We start from the raw sequence: 17,587 nt of genomic DNA, 5'->3' as shown, positions 1-17,587 counted from the left end.
TATCAAAAAACCGATCAGCACAGATGGATCGGTTTTTTTATGTTCATGACCTTTTATATGTCACGACAGGTGATTTTTCTTTATGAAGCGCACGAATCATGGCATCATCTACATGCAAATGCTCTTTCACTAATTGATGAGGAGTTAAGGCCATCCACTGATTCAACGAAATATCTGCAAAGCGATCACTTTTAAACATTTCTAAAAACCAAAGGCTCGTTTGACCGGTATTTTGGATGTAATGTCCCATACCAAAGGGAACATATCCAACATCACCTGCTCTATAATTAAAGGTGCGGGCAGTGCCCCCGGCTCCAAAGACCGTCATTTTGGCTGTACCGGTTAAATAGTATTGCCACTCATCATTATTAGGGTGCCAGTGCATTTCTCTCATGCCGCCAGGCTTTACTTCAACAAGCGCAGCTGCAATGGTTTTTGAAACAGGGAAGTTTCGTGAATCGACAATACGGACAGTTCCCCCAGAGGTCGTCAGCGGTTTTTGGCGAAGCAGCTGGTACGTAAATGGCGGCTCGATGCTTCCGTATGGATCAGATACCGCTTGGCTTTCTAATGATGCTGGCGAAGAGCCTTGAAACATGTAGCGCTGTTTATTCGGAATATGGTCAAACAGCTTCTCAGGAACGCCAAAATTTTCGGAGAGAATGTGTTTCGGTGTATGGGCAAACCAGTCTGTGATGGTGAACGTATCAAATTCAGAAAAAGCACCATCATCAAAGACTAAAAGAAATTCACACCCGTTCTCAAGTCCTTGAATGGAGTGCGGAATACCTGGGGGGAAATACCATAAATCTCCTTCTGCTACATCAGCGATCATATTTCGCCCTTCTGCATCTACAGAGGTGATGCGGGCTTTCCCTAAAATCATATACGCCCATTCAGCCTGCTTGTGCCAATGAAGCTCTCGTACTCCGCCCCGAGTCAGCCGCATGTTGACACCTGCAATCGTTGTGGAAACAGGTAGCTCTCGCTTCGTAATTTCTCTTGACCAGCCGCCATGATTCAAATGCATATGTGTATCGGAATATGAAAATTTTAAGTTGGGAATGGTTCCGGCATCTGTTTTAGGTGGAACAAGCATATCCGGGTTCTCGATATCTCGAAGGACGTCCCGCGGGCCTATATCGGTTGCACCTGCACCATCCTCTCGAATTGGCTGCGGGATGTGACGCAGCTCATCATCCATTGATTATCCCTCCTCTTGTATCACTTTTCTCCTCCAAACTATATGAAGCTTCGGAAGAAAACATTCAATCAGGATGGGGGGAAAGAAGCATTTGAATACGTAATGCTAAACGCAGCCTTAATGTGGCTTCAGGGTCTTTTAAGCTGATTCGAAGCAGCTCTTCACACTTTTCCAATCGATAAATGACCGTGTTGCGATGAATAGACAAACGTTTCGCTGTTTCTGAAATGTGGCAATGCGTTTCTAAATAGACAGATATGGTGTGGAGGAGGTTTTGACCAGCTTCATATAACGGGTGAAGGTGCATCTGGTGAAACGTGACTAAATCCTTTCTTGGAATAAGCTTTAATAAATCTGGCACATCCTTTGCTTGGTAGAACTGAATATATTCGGACTGTGCCGAGAGATGCCCGGCTTGAAGCGCTTCTAATGCTTCACTGTAGCCCTCAGACAGATGGGTAATGCGACAACTAGTCAAGCTCGCGCCAAAGGAAATGGTGTGATTCACTTGTATGCTAACGAGTATCTGCATTTGTTTCAAAAAAGAAAGAAGTTTTTCACTCATCTCTGACCAATTGCCCGTCTCTTCCATTAATACAATGACCATATCCCCTTTGACGAATAAAAAGGAAGGGAAAGGAGAGTGTGGAAGTGCGCTGTCGAGCAGATCAACGACTTGTTCTATCATCAGTTGCTGCTCTAAAAAATGAGTGTTCTCATGATACGGATCAAGCTGACAGATCATACATAGATAGCTGCTATCTACATTTAATCCAAATGATTTCGCAATGTGTGCATCGTCTCGCTGAGAAGACGATGCACCCTCTATCCATCTGCGAAACCCTTCGTTTCTGGCACGCTTGGCCGTTTGCTGGGCAGTATATTGCCTCATTCGCGCAATCGAAATACCGTGTACTGCTTGTTCAATGATGACTTGCAGTGTTTCATCAAGCGGAAGAAAGAACGATGGGATGACCACATACTCATATGTTTGTGCGTTTAGATCGATCGAAAAAACAGAATAGGTTTGCTTCGTATCTATTATCGAAAAATAATGGGGTGTCCTGCTTTGGAAAAAGGGGAGAATGCGAATCCAATCTGGGCTCGTGCTGGTGATGTGCGAGTTGCAGAGAAGACGCCCATGCTGGTTACACAAATAGACAGGGTGGCGAATCCTTTCAGCGATTTTTTGCAATGTTTCAAATTGGTTATCGTCTAAGTTCATATCCACTAAGTCTCCTTTATTGAAAACTAAAGCTCTTGGTGAAGATGAATCAATAAATGGACAATCACTGTTTATTTCTCTGATATATAGTATGTTATCAGTTCACATCATTTTAGATAGAATATTGTCAACTAACATGACAAACAAACATAACTCATGATAAAATCACGCACCATCAGTCATCTTCATTCAGAATTACCGGCAAATATGATATGTTGTAGACAGAAGAATTTCTTTTAGAAAGATGGGTATGACAAGAGAAAAAGGCTTTCATGTGAGGAAGCCGTCTATATATGAAAGTGGCAAGAGGTGAGAAACATGATTTATATCGGATTAACTGGCTGGGGTGACCATGACAGTCTTTATCCGCCGAAAATCGGCAGCGCGCAAAAGCTGTTTCACTATTCGTCTACGTTTCCCATTGTGGAACTGGATGCCAGCTTTTATGCCGTTCAGCCTGAACGTAATCATGAAAAGTGGATCAAGGATACGCCAGATACCTTTCAATTTGTTGTAAAGGCATATCAAGGGATGACCGGTCATCAGAGAGGCGAAATTCCGTTTGCTTCAAAGGAAGAGATGTTTGACGCATTTATTCTTTCATTGACTCCGCTGATTCGTGAAGGGAAACTAGCCATGGTTCTGTTTCAATTTCCACCATGGTTTGATTGCAAAAAAGAGCACGTCCTTTATTTAAGATGGTGCAAAGAGAAGATGGGTGACATTCCATGTGCCCTCGAATTCCGTAACCGCACATGGTTCTCAGATGAATTTTATGAGCAGACCTTGTCCTTTATGGAAAAAGAAGGATGGATTCATTCTGTTTGTGATGAGCCGCAAGTGGGAGAAGGCTCCATTCCGCCCGTCATACAAGCTACGCACCGTGATAAAACATTGGTTCGTTTTCACGGGAGAAATAAACAGGGCTGGCTTCACCCAGCAGATCATGAAAATTGGCGAGAAGTGCGATACTTATATTTATATAATGAAGCTGAATTAAAAGAGTGGAAAAAGAAACTCGACATTCTGCATCAGCAATCAAAAGATGTCTATGTCGTGTTTAATAATAACTCCGGCGGAGATGCAGCGGCGAATGGTCAGCAGATGATTGATTTGCTGGATATTACGTATTCAAGCCTTTCTCCGAAGCAGTTAGATTTATTTAGTTAAATGAGAGCTGCGGCTTTCAACCTGAATGAAACGGTTCAGTGACAACTTGAGGGAGAGATCAACATGCTGCAGAAGCTATGGATATATCATACAAACGACTTGCACAGCCACTTTGAGAACTGGCCAAAAATCGCAGCTTATATTGAGGAAAAGCGTCAAATTCACGATCAGATGCTCTTGTTTGATATTGGCGACCATATGGACAGGGTGAACCTTGTGTCAGAAGCTGATTATGGAAAGGTAAACGTCAAGCTTCTCAATCAACTTGGCTATGATGGGGTCACGATTGGGAATAATGAAGGTATTACGCTGCCTCATGATCAGCTCGATCAATTGTACGAGCATGCACAATTTCCAGTGATCCTGTCTAATTTATTTGAGAAAGGCAAAAGGCCATCGTGGGCAAAGCCTTATCATATGATCCAAATGGAAAATGGACTGAAAATATGTCTCTTAGGCGTGACCATTGCGTATACACCTGTCTATGAAAAGCTGGGCTGGGAGATTACAGATCCGTTTGACAGCATACGGGACATGTTGAAGGAAGTGAAGGGACAAGCGGATGTCATTGTGCTCTTATCACATCTAGGTATTCTCCATGATCGGGAGGTTGCCCGTGATTTTCCTGACATCGATATGATTCTAGGTTCACATACGCATCACTTGTTAGAACAGGGTGAAATGGACAATGGAGTGCTGCTTGCATGCGCTGAAAAGTATGGGCATTATATTGGCTGTGTCGAGGTGACTATTGATACAGCGAGCAAAGAGTTAATCGAGAAAAAAGCGACGGTGCAGTCAGTGGACCAGCTGATCAGTGAATCAGATGAAGCGATCACTACCTTACAACAAGCAGAGAGAAGAGCGAAAGCCCTCATGCAGGAAAAAGTAACAGAGATTGAGTCAAGATTAGAAACGAAGTGGTTTGATGAATCTCCGCTTCCGCAGATCTTAACAGATGCCATTAAAGATTGGTGCGGAGTAGATATCGGCATGATGAATGCAGGAATGGTGCTGGATTCATTAGAGGCGGGAATTGTGACAAGAGAAGAAGTCCACCGAATCTGCCCGCATCCCATTAACCCTATTCGTGTGACGCTTACCGGTCAACAGCTCATCGAAACCGTTCGGCGTGCATGTGAAGAAAAAATGGAACAGCTGCGCATCAAGGGCTTTGGCTTTAGAGGGGAACTGATGGGGAAAATGCTGTATAGCGGCCTCACTTATACAGTAGAAGAAGGCGAAACCAAACGGGTGAAGGATGTTTTTGTGCATGATCAATTGATCAATAAAGATGCTTCCTATACAATTGGCACAGTCGATATGTATACATTAGGCTCTCTATTTCCTCATATTCGTGACCATGAACACATTGAATATTTCATGCCGGAATTTTTACGTGATGTCCTTACTTGGCGTCTGAAGGAAGCCACATGAAATCCGCTTTAGCCTAACAACACTCGCCCTCTTGTCACATAGATTGTGATGAGAGGAGTGAAGGGATTTGGTGAATTTAACACCTATTAATATTGATGGACATTCCTTTACAGCCGTCACCGTCAAACTGCCGAAGACGAATTTTATGGCAGTGACAAATGAACATGGGTATATTATGTGCGGTGCACTGGATGTCGGGCTCTTAAATGAAAAGCTTGCAGATAGAGGCATTATCGCAGGGAGAGCAGTTGGTGTGAGAACGATAGAGCAATTGCTTGATGCCCCTTTAGAATCTGTGACATACGCTGCAGAAGCATTAGGCATTACAGCTGGAACCATTGGAAGAGACGCCTTGTTAAAAATGGTGAAATAAAATGGAGAGATGATTCCTATCCCCCCGCCTGTCTGCATACACTTGTAATGGAGAAGGGGGGATTTTTTATTGAGAATGAACCGCCGCTATCGCCCCTATAAAAAGGGCCCTTTGCCATTTCGATACGTCATGCTGCTTGCGATCTTATTCTTTGTGCTCTCAACCGTCATCAGTCTATTTTTTATTAACCGTTCCATTAAACCAACCCTTATTCATATTGCTGAACTAGAAACAGAGCGTATCGCCAATCATCTGATTCAATATTCCGTCCAAGACTTTGCAGAAGATCAGGAGAATATGAAGGATATGGTGGTCATGAATACAAGTGAGAACGGAAAAGTAACGACTATCGATTTTAATGCGCAAGCAACATCGAAAGCAATGGCTGACCTGTCACGTCATCTTCAAAAAAATTTAGAGGACATTGAAAAGGGGAACTTTCAAAAAGAGGCAAAAGAAGCATTAAAGGATCAAACAGATGGACATGACGGCATTATATATAACATTCCGCTTGGGCAAGCATCCGGAAATGCACTTATCGCTAATCTAGGACCAAAAGTGCCTGTCCGCTTCAGTGTCATTGGTGACCCGCATACGGACGTTGAAAAAAACATTAAGCCTTATGGTATCAATAATGCCTTGATTGATATTAGTGTTCTAATCGAGGTCAAGGTGAGGGTCATCATCCCGTTTGCATCTGAAACAATCGTGGTCAAAAATTCAGTTCCCGTCTCTATTCAAGCCGTTCAAGGAGACGTACCAGATTATTACAATGGGAGCGGAACGAACTCAGGCGCTCCACCGATTGTTCTCCCAGAGAAAAAGGGGAAGAAAGAATAACAGCCCAAGGAATGATTGGGCTGTTTTTTTATATGACTTTATTGTAAATAAAAACCTCATTATCTACTTGATTCCAAATGGATGGATGTGTCATGATCAATTTTAATTGTTATTAGGGGGAGCTTTATGAAGAAACTTTATGTAAGTGGTATTTGTTTTTTGGTTTTTGCTATAGTATTTAGTGCTAAATACATCACAGCAGCCATTTTACTGATCAGAAATGAAAGCTTAAGTATCGATATTTTTAGAGGTATATTTGACATGATTCCATTGGAAGTAACCGTTGTGTATTTCAGTTTCCTCATCATGGGAATTCTATTTTTAATTTTAGGTTTGAAGGAGAAAAATGAGCAGTAATTTGTTAGACATGAAAAAGGAGAAGAGAGCGACAACGCTAAACTTCTCCTTTTTCTTTAATGCCGTTTCCGCTCAGCTCTCTCCCATGCCCTTAAATGAGGGTACGGATCAAAAGACCATTCAGTTCTGCCGTTGTCTTTATACATCCCATAGTGAAGATGCGGCGGAAATTTTCCTGCTGTGCCTGGGGGGCCATAACCGGAGCTACCGACAGATCCAATGACCTGTCCAGGTTCAACAATTTGACCTGTTTTGAGTCCTTTTGCAAAGCCATTTAAATGAGCGAAGTAATGATAATGGTTATGAATATCTCGAATACCAATCCGCCAGCCGCCAAAGCGGTTCCAGCCTTTCATTTCAATCACACCATACGATGTCGCACGAACGGGAAGTCCATAATGGGCAAATAAATCTGTACCCTCATGAATTCTCCTGCCTCCAAATCCTCTTGCATCTCCCCATGTACTCCGGTAGCTGTAGTCAGCTCCAACCGGAAGAGGGAAAGCGTGCTTTCCGAGGTCAAGATGGCCATAGTGCTGATATAGCTTCATAAAAGATGAAATGATTCCAACGGTTTGATCTCGTCCATAATAGTCCCATAAAGCAATTTTTAATTGATCAATGCTGTTGCCGTAATGAAGCAAGTATTGAGCAAACGTGAATAATACATCCTCATCGTCATCGCTGCTTGCTTTTCCATCCCCGTTTCCATCAAGTCCAATTCCATCAAACACTTTAATGCTTAAAGGAGAGGTATCCTGCTTATTCGGGTTTTCAGGACCGATCCACATTTCCCGGGGAATGTAGATGCCAATGACGCCTTTTTGTTTCGGTAAATCTCTTCTGCTTTTTCGAATATTGTGCTCATACTGATCAACCGCAGCAAGTACATACCATGGAACTTGTGTCGTGATGGCGACTTTTTCGTATAGTGCCATTCGCTGCTTTAGTACATCTGGCTGCTTGGCTGCCCCTTGTGCATGAACAGGTAAAGGAAGCATTGAAAGAGCGATTATGATGGCTAAAACCACTTTCACAAACGTCCATCTCCTTTCATTAAGCATCGTCTTCTACCGTTTAGTGTGGTTAGATCACCCTATTTCATAAGAAGAAAATGTTAGTAATTTTCTTCTGATTTTTTAGGAGGCTTTTGGGTATTTTTGCAGCTCATTCCCTTGTTGTTCAATCTGTACTATGTTAAAGTGTCTAAAGAAAAGGCTTTAGGCCGAAGATTCAATTTTTTGCAGCTTCTTAGCTGCATCCATCGTATATAGCAGGAAGATTTTTGTAGATGCACCTTTAACGAATTCATATGGAGATGATGGAATTGGCAAAGAAGGAAGAGCACGTAAGAAAACCGGACTGGCTTAAAATTAAGCTGAATACGAATGAAAACTATACCGGTTTGAAAAAAATGATGCGGGAAAACAACCTGAATACCGTTTGTGAGGAAGCAAAATGTCCGAATATTCATGAATGCTGGGCAGTGAGAAGAACCGCGACATTTATGATTCTTGGATCTGTTTGTACGCGCGCATGCCGTTTCTGTGCGGTGAAAACTGGACTTCCAACTGAGCTTGACCTGCAAGAGCCAGAACGTGTGGCAGATTCAGTTGCGTTAATGAACTTAAAACATGCTGTGATAACAGCGGTTGCAAGGGATGACCAAAAGGATGGCGGAGCAGGTGTGTTTGCTGAAACCGTTCGTGCCATTAGAAGAAAAAGCCCATTTACGACAATTGAAGTTCTCCCTTCAGATATGGGCGGTAATTACGATAACTTGAAGACGTTAATGGACACACGTCCTGACATTTTAAATCACAATATTGAAACCGTTCGTAGATTAACGCCAAGGGTTCGTGCGCGTGCTACATATGATCGTTCATTAGAATTCTTGCGCCGTGCAAAAGAAATGCAGCCTGACATTCCAACGAAATCAAGCATTATGATTGGACTCGGCGAAACGAAGGAAGAAATCATTGAAGTGATGGATGATCTTCTTGCTAACAACGTCGATATTATGGCGATTGGTCAGTATTTACAGCCTTCGAAAAAACATCTAAAAGTGCAAAAATACTATCATCCGGATGAGTTTGCAGAGCTGAAAGAAATTGCGATGTCAAAAGGCTTTAGCCATTGTGAAGCTGGACCGCTTGTGCGCTCTTCCTACCATGCAGATGAACAAGTAAACGAAGCGTCTAAAAAGCGTCAGGCGCAAGCATAACAAAGAAAACGCCAGAGATCTCTGGCGTTTTTTCTCGTATTAATTTTGGCCGTAAGGGGCGTTTCTTCTCATGGTACGATCGGAATTTGTCATCCCGTTTGCATCTTCTTTCGTAGAAATATCTCCACCTTGAGGGGAATATTTCATTTGTTGTATGGTTTTCGTTAAGATTTGATCAAAATCACGTGAATTGGTTTGAAGACGTGAAAAATTGGCAATGGATTGAAAGTGCTCTGGATTATCAGAGACGTATACATGATAATAACGAGGGAGAACAGAAACCGCCGTTTTCTTTACTTGATCGGCAGATTCATCCCGGTTTTTGTTTCCTGTTCGATACACAATCAGTGCATCCTCATCTGTCACAAGTGTGGCTGCATCTTTGATGTTTGGCAGTTGCACAGTTAAACTTGTAATGACATGGGCAAGATGCTCGCGATTTAAAGCAGGTGTTCTTTCTTTCTGATCCGTTACTTGCTGGCGCTGATAACGAACATACCCTGCTCTGTTTGTGTCTGCATCTGGCATGTTGGAATTATTTCCTTCATGACGATCCGACAGTCGGATGGTTTTACTTGAAGAATCTTCATCCACTTGCCGGTTCATACCTGATTGAAAGCCGCACCCGCCTAAAAGCATGCTGAGGAGAATTGCGGCTGTCAGTTGTTTCTTCATAAATGTGACCTCCTTTTTTCATTAGCTTCGGCTAAATCGGAAAAAACATGCTTTAGCAATTGATGGAGTTCTTCCAATGAATTATCATTAAAGATGGATCGTTTAAAAAGAGGTGAGAAGATGATCGTCATTCAGAATGCTACTTTTGATCTTGTAAGAGACATTAAAGACGGTTTTGATGAAGAAGCGTTTAAAGCAAGGTACTCAGATATCTTAAATAAGTATGATTATATTGTGGGGGACTGGGGCTACAATCAGCTGAGATTGAAGGGGTTCTTTGATGACCAAAACCAAAAGGCCACATTTGATACAAAAATCAGCACACTCGATGAATACATTTATGAATACTGTAATTTTGGCTGTGCCTATTTTGTCTTAAAACGAATCAGAAAATAACGCAAAGGGGAGCGTCATGATGTATTTCGTAGACAGAAAAAAAATTGAAGAGACATTACGTTTTTTCGAGGAGCAATATGAGTTGATGCAGAGCCATCAAACATGGACAAGTCCACTAGAGAAAAAAGCGCTGGAACGAATTGTTCATTTGCTCGTCGAATGTATTCTTGATACGGGAAATGACATGATTGATGGCTTTATTATGCGTGATCCAGGAAGCTATGATGACATCATGGATATTCTTGTTGATGAAAAGGTTGTACCCGAAGAGGAAGGCAGTCAGCTGAAAAAGCTTGTCTCGTGCCGCAAAACACTTGTACAGCAATACCAAGAAGTGGATCATCACGACTTGCTGCAGGTGATTAGCGAGGTTGAGCATGCGCTACAGGTTTTCCCAAACCGCATCCGTACCTACTTAGAGCAGGAGCTTGGCCCAGTATCAGCGTTTAAATAATCCATTGGAGTTGTGAGCATCATGAAATACAAAGGCTACTTAATTGATTTAGACGGAACAATGTATAAAGGAACAGAAAAGATCGAGGAAGCAGGTCAATTTGTTCAAAAGTTAAACGAACTAAATATTCCCTACTTGTTTGTCACGAATAACTCGTCACGCACGCCAAAGCAGGTAGCGGAAAAACTGGTTTCATTCGATATCCCAGCAACTGAAGAACAAGTCTTTACAACAAGTATGGCAACAGCCAATTATATTGCTGAACAAAAGAAAGACGCGTCTGTTTACGTCATCGGTGAAGAAGGAATCAAGCAGGCCATTGAAGAAAAAGGGCTGACATTTGGTCAGGAGGATGCTGATTTCGTTGTGGTTGGAATTGATCGATGCATGACATATGAAAAATTCGCAGTAGGTGCGATTGCTATCCGTCAAGGCGCACAATTTGTCTCAACAAATGGAGACATTGCCATTCCAACAGAAAGAGGGCTTCTGCCAGGTAACGGCTCATTAACATCTGTATTGACCGTCACCACGACAGTCCAGCCAACATTTATCGGAAAGCCAGAATCCATCATCATGGAACAAGCCATGCGGGTGCTCGGGACCGATGTGTCTGAGACGCTCATGGTAGGTGATAACTATGATACGGATATTATGGCAGGAATGAATGCAGGAATGGACACATTGCTTGTTCATACAGGCGTGACAACAAAAGAGCTGCTTCAGAACTATGATAAACAGCCAACCTATGTCATTGATTCATTATCTGAGTGGATTGAACGATTATCATAAAAAAAGAGGACAAGCGTTACGCGCGCGTCCTCTTTTTTGCTTTATTCCACATTTCTCACACTATGTGCCAACCTGCTTGATGCTGCTGCCGCAATGGCGCCGACAATGTCATCTAAAAAGGTGTGGCATTCTCCTGTGGATTTATCGTTGAGTCTCCCGAGAATTCCTGGTTTTTCTTTATCGATATATCCGTAATTCGTAAAGCCGATCGAACCATAAATATTAACGATAGCAAACGATAAAATTTCATCAACACCGTACAGGCTTTCGTCTGTTTCTAGAATAGACTGAAGCGGCTCGGTCAGTTTTTTTTGCTCGGCTAGTACGTCTAGTTCAATGCCTGTTAATATCGCATTTTGGACTTCTCGTTTTGCGATGACACGCTCCACATTGTGGATGCATTCTGTCATGTCTAAGCCAGGATGATATTTTTCCTGTAAAAAGTAGACAAGGTCTGCTATATCTTGAATGGATACGCCTCGTTCTTGTAAACGGCGTCTTGCTGTTTTTTCTACTTCGTTCATCTCGTGATGATGCGGCATATATTCCTCACCCAATCCTCGTAATTTGTCCACAACGTGTAGAAAGCTTCGGATAGTAAATAGTATTCATAAATCCCTCAACCTGCGACTACGATATGATAAGAGATTGATCTTATGAACGCAGGTGAAAACATGAAAGAAACCATTTATCACACATTTGGTATTGATGTGCGTCAACTTATGCCATACGGCAGTTATCAGAGCTTTCAAACGTCGGAGGCTCTCTTTATCATTGTTCCTGTGTCTCATTTGCGAGAAGAAGAACTCACAGAGCTGTTTCATATCAGTCAGTATTTACTGAATGCCGGAGACCCATACGTCGCTGTGTTTGAATTAACAAATGAAGAGAAACCCACCTTTACTCATGGAAAGGAGCTGTATGCTTTATTAAAGGCAGCCCCGCCGATATCAAGCCGCTCGTTTCAACAGGCGTCAGAGCTGGCGACCTTTCATGTCAGGGGAAGAGGATTTCCATATGAGGTGTCTGAAACAAAACGTGTGGGAGCTTGGAAGGAATTATGGGCAAAACGGTTAGATCAGCTTGAAGGTTTTTGGATGCAGCAAATGCACCAAAAACCACTAGAACGGTTTGAAAAAAAATTCATCGAATCCTTTCCGTACTATCTTGGATTAACAGAAAACGCCATTCAATATTTAGTGGATACTGAGCTGGATGATGAACCGAAAGAATGTGACTCAGGCACTGTCTGCCACCAGCGTTTTTCGCGGAGAACATGGCCGCTTGAGCAGCCGCTGCGTTTACCTGTAGATTGGGTCTTTGATCATCCAACTCGGGATATCGCCGAATACTTAAGAGAAACCTTTGTCCAGCATAAGGAAGATTTAATTGAAGAGGGCTTTTCCTTTCTTCAGCAATATGAGCAGGTGACACCACTATCTTCTTTTTCTAAGCGTTTGTTATACAGTCGCTTGTTGTTTCCGCTTCATTATTTTGAAATTGTGGAAGGTTACTATATGTCGGGAGAAACTGAAAAATCATATTATGAAGAACGGCTAGATTACGTCTTAAATGATGCGAATCGCTATGAATACTTTCTAAAGGTCTTTCAAGAAATGAGCGCCATGCGAAGCGGCGGGAGCCTTATTCCACCTGTTGGCTGGATCACAGGTCCACTGATTTGAAGTTTTCGTGAACAGATGAAACGTCTCTTTTCTCTTGAGGCGTTTTTCGTTATGCTTAAAGAAATTAATCAAAGGAGTGTTCTTCTTGACGAAACCTTATGTCTATATCACAAGAAAGCTGGATGAAGCATCACTTACACCACTAAAAGAAGTCGCTCATATCGAGATGTGGCCGAGCGAGGATGAGCCATGTCCACGGGAAGAATTAGAGAAACAAGCAGCGAAAGCGGATGCGCTTCTCACCATGCTGTCAGATCAAGTAGATGAAGCCCTTTTATCAAAGGCTCCACATGTTAAGGTGATCGCAAACCTTGCTGTGGGTTATGACAATATTGATGTTGAAGCGGCTAAAAAGCAAAATATCACCATTTGTCATACGCCTGATGTACTAACAGAATCCACGGCTGATTTAGCCTTTGCCCTTCTGATGGCTTCAGCGAGACGGATTGTCGAGGCGAGTGATTGGGTGAAGGACGGAAATTGGACAGGCTGGGGACCGCTTCTTCTTGCAGGAGCTGATGTTCACCACAAAACCCTCGGAATTGTCGGCATGGGCAGCATCGGAACAGCGCTTGCCAAGCGGGCAGCAGGCTTTGACATGAAGGTGCTGTATCATAACCGGTCAAGAAAGCCGGAGGCAGAAGCGCAGCTCGGCGTGACCTATGCGGCTTTTGAGGACTTGCTCACGCAGTCTGATTTCATCGTCTGCCTGACGCCGTTAACCCCGGAAACGAAAGACATGTTTAATGAAAAGGCATTTGATCTGATGAAGAACTCTGCTTATTTTATAAACGTATCAAGAGGACAAACTGTGGATGAGGATGCTTTATATGAGGCAGTTACGACAGGAAAAATTGCCGGCGCTGGTCTGGATGTATTTAGGGAGGAGCCTGTCAGCCCATCTCATCTGTTAACAACATTACCTAACGTTACGGTTCTCCCTCATATTGGAAGTGCGAGTGTCGAAACGAGAAAAACGATGATGCGTTTATGTGCAGATAATATTGCGCTTGTCCTACAAGGTCAGCAAGCCAAAACTCCGGTTCGCTCATTATATCAGGCTCCCTGAGTTTCGGGAGCTTTTCTGACAAAAATATTTTGAAAATATAGAATCTTGATATAAATAGCTGTTAAGCGGTTTCATTCTAACAATCTCTTATTTTATTACCTTGTCAAAACGAGGATACCCCTTTATAATGTGTGTACATTGAATGTCTGCGTTAGGTTAACAAATGTCCTTTTAGAGAGGACATTTACGGAGAAAGGTGGAATTTCAGGTGAAGGCAATTCGAGTTGGACTATTAGGATTAGGAACAGTGGGAAGTGGTGTCGTCAAGATTATCCAAGATCATCAGGATAAATTAATGCACCAAATCGGCTGTCCGGTATTAATACAAAAAGTGCTTGTGAGCAATCCCGATAAAAAGAGAGATGTGGATGTGGCAAGAGAGGTCTTCACAACTGAAGTATACGATGTGATTAGAGATCCAGAAGTCGACGTCATTATTGAAGTGATGGGCGGCATTGAAGAGACAAAACAATATTTAATAGATGCATTAAATGAGAAAAAGCATGTCATTACCGCCAATAAAGATTTAATGGCACTTTATGGAACAGAGCTTTTACATGTGGCGAAAGAAAATGGCTGTGATCTTTATTATGAAGCAAGTGTTGCCGGAGGAATTCCGATTCTGCGTACTTTGGAGGAAGGATTAGCCTCTGACCGAATTACGAAGATGATGGGAATTGTGAACGGCACAACGAATTTTATTTTAACAAAAATGAACGTCGATAAAAGCGCATATGAAGATGTCTTAAAAGAAGCACAGGATCTTGGCTTTGCAGAATCAGATCCAACAGCTGATGTAGAAGGACTAGATGCAGCAAGGAAAATGGCGATTCTTGCAAGACTCGGATTTTCCATGAATGTGGAATTAGAGGATGTAAAGGTGAGAGGCATCTCTGACGTTTCTGATGAAGATATTAATTTCAGTAAACGATTCGGCTACACAATGAAGCTAATCGGAATTGCCCAGCGAGACGGAGAAAAAGTAGAAGTCAGTGTCCAGCCCACTTTACTTCCTGATCACCATCCGCTTTCATCGGTCAACAATGAATTCAATGCGGTGTATGTCTATGGAAGTGCTGTGGGAGAAACGATGTTTTATGGACCTGGAGCTGGAAGTCTGCCAACGGCAACCGCTGTTGTATCAGACTTAGTCGCAGTCATGAAAAACATGCGCCTTGGCGTGAACGGAAGTGGATTTATTGCACCGCAGTTTGAGAAAAAGATCAAATCACCATCGGAAGTATTTGCTCAGCAATTTTTAAGAATTCATGTGAGAGATCAAGTTGGAGCATTTTCCCGCATTACATCTATTTTTTCTGAAAGAGGTATCAGCTTTGAAAAGATCCTTCAGCTTCCTGTGAAAGGGCATGATGAGCTGGCTGAAATTGTGATTATTACGCACCGGACCTCAGAAGAAGATTTCTCAAATATCCTGCAAAAATTAAACGATCTCGACGTGGTGGTTCAAGTGAAGAGCACGTACCGAGTAGAAGGGAACGGTTTAAGCTGATGAAGTGGAATGGACTTATTGAAGAATTTCAAGAATTCTTACCAGTAAACGAATCAACACCAAAACTAACATTAAATGAAGGGAATACACCGCTGATCCACCTCTCCAAGCTTTCGGAAAAGCTAGGGATTGAGCTTCATGTGAAAACAGAAGGCGTCAATCCAACAGGCTCTTTTAAGGATCGCGGGATGGTCATGGCTGTTGCAAAGGCAAAAGAAGAGGGCAATGATACGGTCATGTGTGCTTCGACAGGGAATACTTCTGCAGCGGCAGCCGCTTATGCAGCCCGTGCTGATATGAAATGTATCGTCATCATTCCAGACGGAAAAATTGCCTTCGGTAAGCTCGCGCAGGCGGTGATGTATGGAGCAGAGATCATTGCGATTGACGGAAACTTTGATGATGCACTGAAAATCGTTCGCAGCATCTGTGAAAAATCGCCGATTGCCCTTGTGAACTCTGTCAATCCATACCGAATTGAAGGACAAAAGACGGCGGCATTTGAAATCTGTGAGCAGCTAGGCTCGGCTCCTGACGTACTGGCGATTCCTGTTGGAAATGCAGGGAATATCACTGCCTACTGGAAAGGCTTCAAGGAATATCATGAGAAAAAAGGAACGGGACTGCCTGTTATGCGCGGCTTTGAAGCAGAAGGCGCAGCAGCGATCGTACGAAACGAAGTGATTGAACAGCCAGAAACAGTGGCAACTGCCATCCGTATCGGAAATCCTGCAAGCTGGAAACAAGCTGTGGCAGCGGCAGATGAATCAAACGGAAAGATTGATGAAGTGACAGACGAAGAAATTCTTCATGCATATCAATTGATTGCTCGTGAAGAAGGCGTGTTTGCAGAGCCAGGCTCATGTGCGTCTATCGCAGGTGTTCTAAATCAAGTGAAATCCGGAGAGATCAAGCGAGGCAGTAAAGTTGTGGCGGTATTAACAGGCAATGGATTGAAAGATCCAAATACAGCCATTGATATTTCACAAATCAAACCGGTTACACTCGATGCAGATGAAGATCAAATTCTTGAACACTTGGAAAAGGCTGCGCGCGTATGAGTAAAGCCTCCATGCTTTTTTCAATCACAGTACCGGGAAGCACTGCCAATTTAGGACCAGGCTTTGATTCAGTTGGAATGGCGCTCAGCCGTTATTTAAAGCTATCGGTCTTTGACCATGATAGTTGGCTGTTTGAAGCAGAATCAGATGTCGTGTCTGGGATTCCACCCGGCACCGACAACCTCATTTATCAAACAGCCAAAAAGGTCGCAGATCACTTTGGAAAAACACTCCCGCCTGTTTATGTCAAAGTGTGGAGTGATATTCCATTGGCACGGGGGCTGGGCAGCAGTGCGGCTGCCATTGTGGCAGCCATTGAGCTAGCCAACCAGCTTCTCGAATTAAATATGACGGATGATCAAAAGCTCTTTTTTGCAAGTGAGGTAGAAGGTCATCCAGATAATGCGGGTGCTTCTTTATTTGGCGGTTTACTGATTGGTCTTCATGAAGAAGACAAGACACATGCCGTCAAAGTGAAACATGTGGATATAGATGTTGTTGTCGTGATTCCTTTTTATGAAGTGCTGACAAAGGATGCCCGTGATGTCCTGCCGGAGGATTTTTCCTATAAACATGCTGTTAGTGCGAGTGCTGTGAGCAATGTGCTTGTTGCCGCCTTAATGACGCAAAACTGGCCGCTTGTTGGAGAAATGATGAATAAGGATTTATTTCATCAGCCTTATCGTACAATGCTCGTTCCAGAGCTGTCGAAGGTAGAGCATGTCGCTTCGCTAAAAGGAGCGTATGGAACGGCATTAAGCGGTGCTGGTCCGACAATCTTAACCTTAATTGAAAAAGGGAAGGGAGAAGGGCTGAAAAAGCAGCTTGCCCAAAACTTCCCACATTGCGAAGTAGATCTGTTGACGGTACCAGTAGAAGGTGTTGTCGTGGAGCATGATCCTGTCAATCAAGTAAAGAACGTGCTATAAAATGCACGTTCTCAGCGTGTAGACAAACCTTCGCATTCGGTGTCAGATCTGTGCTTCGGTGCTCACGAATGTTCAATTCGCTCCGCTCCGATGCTCGTCCTTCCTAGACTGCAAAGGTTTTCTATCACGCTGAAAAGAAGACAAAGGGCTAAAATCAAGATCATTTTAGCCCTTTGTCAACAATCT

General features: G+C 43.0%; 19 protein-coding genes. 14 read left to right on the top strand and 5 right to left on the bottom strand.

Translation table 11 applies throughout. The features are described 5' to 3' along the window. Positions 1 to 43: 43 nt before the first annotated feature. Together GPS65_RS03350 and GPS65_RS03345 are read right to left on the bottom strand one after the other, a co-directional pair. Positions 44 to 1,204 carry an oxalate decarboxylase family bicupin gene (locus tag GPS65_RS03350; protein ID WP_144468380.1) on the bottom strand — a complete coding sequence of 387 codons (1,161 nt, stop codon included), beginning with the start codon at positions 1,202 to 1,204 and terminating at the stop codon, positions 44 to 46. Positions 1,205 to 1,268: 64 nt separating this feature from the next. Then, positions 1,269 to 2,429 (bottom strand): PucR family transcriptional regulator, encoded by a 1,161-nt coding sequence (locus tag GPS65_RS03345; RefSeq protein ID WP_144468379.1) that lies wholly within the window; start codon positions 2,427 to 2,429, stop codon positions 1,269 to 1,271. 318 nt (positions 2,430 to 2,747) lie between these two features. On the opposite strand from GPS65_RS03345, the gene GPS65_RS03340 reads away from it, so the two are divergent. The 5 genes from GPS65_RS03340 (at position 2,748) to GPS65_RS03320 (ending at position 6,606) form a co-directional block, all read left to right on the top strand. Then, positions 2,748 to 3,599, top strand: a complete 852-nt coding sequence (locus tag GPS65_RS03340; RefSeq protein ID WP_012011161.1) for a DUF72 domain-containing protein — start codon at positions 2,748 to 2,750, stop codon at positions 3,597 to 3,599. Between the two features lie 63 nt (positions 3,600 to 3,662). Continuing rightward, entirely contained in the window at positions 3,663 to 5,036 is a 1,374-nt protein-coding gene (locus GPS65_RS03335; protein WP_161985341.1) for a bifunctional metallophosphatase/5'-nucleotidase, read from the top strand. A 67-nt stretch (positions 5,037 to 5,103) separates the two neighbouring features. After that, positions 5,104 to 5,409, top strand: a complete 306-nt coding sequence (locus tag GPS65_RS03330; RefSeq protein ID WP_144456404.1) for a YunC family protein — start codon at positions 5,104 to 5,106, stop codon at positions 5,407 to 5,409. Between the two features lie 69 nt (positions 5,410 to 5,478). Then, complete coding sequence (gene yunB / locus GPS65_RS03325; protein WP_161985340.1) at positions 5,479 to 6,249, top strand: sporulation protein YunB; 771 nt, start codon at positions 5,479 to 5,481, stop codon at positions 6,247 to 6,249. A gap of 126 nt (positions 6,250 to 6,375) precedes the next feature. Then, complete coding sequence (locus GPS65_RS03320; RefSeq protein ID WP_012011157.1) at positions 6,376 to 6,606, top strand: hypothetical protein; 231 nt, start codon at positions 6,376 to 6,378, stop codon at positions 6,604 to 6,606. Positions 6,607 to 6,662: 56 nt separating this feature from the next. Here GPS65_RS03320 and GPS65_RS03315 read toward each other — a convergent pair whose 3' ends face one another. Then, a complete protein-coding gene (locus GPS65_RS03315) occupies positions 6,663 to 7,607 on the bottom strand; it encodes a M23 family metallopeptidase (protein ID WP_238389146.1) in 945 nt (314 codons plus the stop codon). Between the two features lie 326 nt (positions 7,608 to 7,933). Here GPS65_RS03315 and lipA point away from each other — a divergent pair, with 326 nt between their 5' ends. Further along, positions 7,934 to 8,830 carry a lipoyl synthase gene (gene lipA / locus GPS65_RS03310; RefSeq protein ID WP_034317455.1) on the top strand — a complete coding sequence of 299 codons (897 nt, stop codon included), beginning with the start codon at positions 7,934 to 7,936 and terminating at the stop codon, positions 8,828 to 8,830. Positions 8,831 to 8,869: 39 nt separating this feature from the next. Here the strand turns inward: lipA and GPS65_RS03305 are convergent, their stop codons facing one another. Continuing rightward, complete coding sequence (locus GPS65_RS03305; RefSeq protein ID WP_144473874.1) at positions 8,870 to 9,505, bottom strand: YhcN/YlaJ family sporulation lipoprotein; 636 nt, start codon at positions 9,503 to 9,505, stop codon at positions 8,870 to 8,872. Between the two features lie 120 nt (positions 9,506 to 9,625). Between GPS65_RS03305 and GPS65_RS03300 the strand changes: the two genes are divergently transcribed. From GPS65_RS03300 to GPS65_RS03290, 3 genes are read left to right on the top strand one after another with little or no spacing between them, the layout of a single operon-like run. Further along, complete coding sequence (locus tag GPS65_RS03300) at positions 9,626 to 9,901, top strand: YutD family protein (protein WP_003213192.1); 276 nt, start codon at positions 9,626 to 9,628, stop codon at positions 9,899 to 9,901. Between the two features lie 19 nt (positions 9,902 to 9,920). Then, entirely contained in the window at positions 9,921 to 10,355 is a 435-nt protein-coding gene (locus tag GPS65_RS03295) for a DUF86 domain-containing protein (protein WP_088001739.1), read from the top strand. A gap of 18 nt (positions 10,356 to 10,373) precedes the next feature. Beyond that, complete coding sequence (locus GPS65_RS03290) at positions 10,374 to 11,147, top strand: TIGR01457 family HAD-type hydrolase (RefSeq protein WP_144456432.1); 774 nt, start codon at positions 10,374 to 10,376, stop codon at positions 11,145 to 11,147. 41 nt (positions 11,148 to 11,188) lie between these two features. Here the strand turns inward: GPS65_RS03290 and GPS65_RS03285 are convergent, their stop codons facing one another. Further along, on the bottom strand, positions 11,189 to 11,689 hold the full coding sequence (locus tag GPS65_RS03285; RefSeq protein ID WP_088001737.1) for a phosphatidylglycerophosphatase A family protein: 501 nt from the start codon (positions 11,687 to 11,689) through the stop codon (positions 11,189 to 11,191). 114 nt (positions 11,690 to 11,803) lie between these two features. On the opposite strand from GPS65_RS03285, the gene yutH reads away from it, so the two are divergent. From yutH to thrB, 5 genes are all read left to right on the top strand, one after another. Then, the gene (gene yutH / locus GPS65_RS03280) at positions 11,804 to 12,832 is read left to right on the top strand and encodes a spore coat putative kinase YutH (RefSeq protein WP_119125316.1); all 1,029 of its coding nucleotides are present in this window, start codon (positions 11,804 to 11,806) and stop codon (positions 12,830 to 12,832) included. Positions 12,833 to 12,917: 85 nt separating this feature from the next. Further along, positions 12,918 to 13,901: a 2-hydroxyacid dehydrogenase gene (locus GPS65_RS03275; protein ID WP_144473872.1), complete on the top strand. Its 984-nt coding sequence runs from the start codon at positions 12,918 to 12,920 to the stop codon at positions 13,899 to 13,901. Between the two features lie 208 nt (positions 13,902 to 14,109). Then, positions 14,110 to 15,411, top strand: coding sequence for a homoserine dehydrogenase (locus tag GPS65_RS03270; RefSeq protein WP_012011148.1), 1,302 nt, complete (start codon positions 14,110 to 14,112; stop codon positions 15,409 to 15,411). Continuing rightward, on the top strand, positions 15,411 to 16,472 hold the full coding sequence (gene thrC, locus GPS65_RS03265; protein ID WP_144473870.1) for a threonine synthase: 1,062 nt from the start codon (positions 15,411 to 15,413) through the stop codon (positions 16,470 to 16,472). Before GPS65_RS03270 ends, thrC begins: the two co-directional genes overlap by 1 nt. After that, positions 16,469 to 17,401: a homoserine kinase gene (gene thrB / locus GPS65_RS03260; RefSeq protein ID WP_012011146.1), complete on the top strand. Its 933-nt coding sequence runs from the start codon at positions 16,469 to 16,471 to the stop codon at positions 17,399 to 17,401. Before thrC ends, thrB begins: the two co-directional genes overlap by 4 nt. The last annotated feature ends 186 nt before the right edge of the window (positions 17,402 to 17,587 follow it).

Source organism: Bacillus pumilus (assembly GCF_009937765.1).
Taxonomy (GTDB): domain Bacteria; phylum Bacillota; class Bacilli; order Bacillales; family Bacillaceae; genus Bacillus; species Bacillus pumilus_O.
The sequence above is the reverse complement of the archived record's forward strand: the minus strand, read 5'-3'. Positions and strand labels throughout refer to the sequence as shown.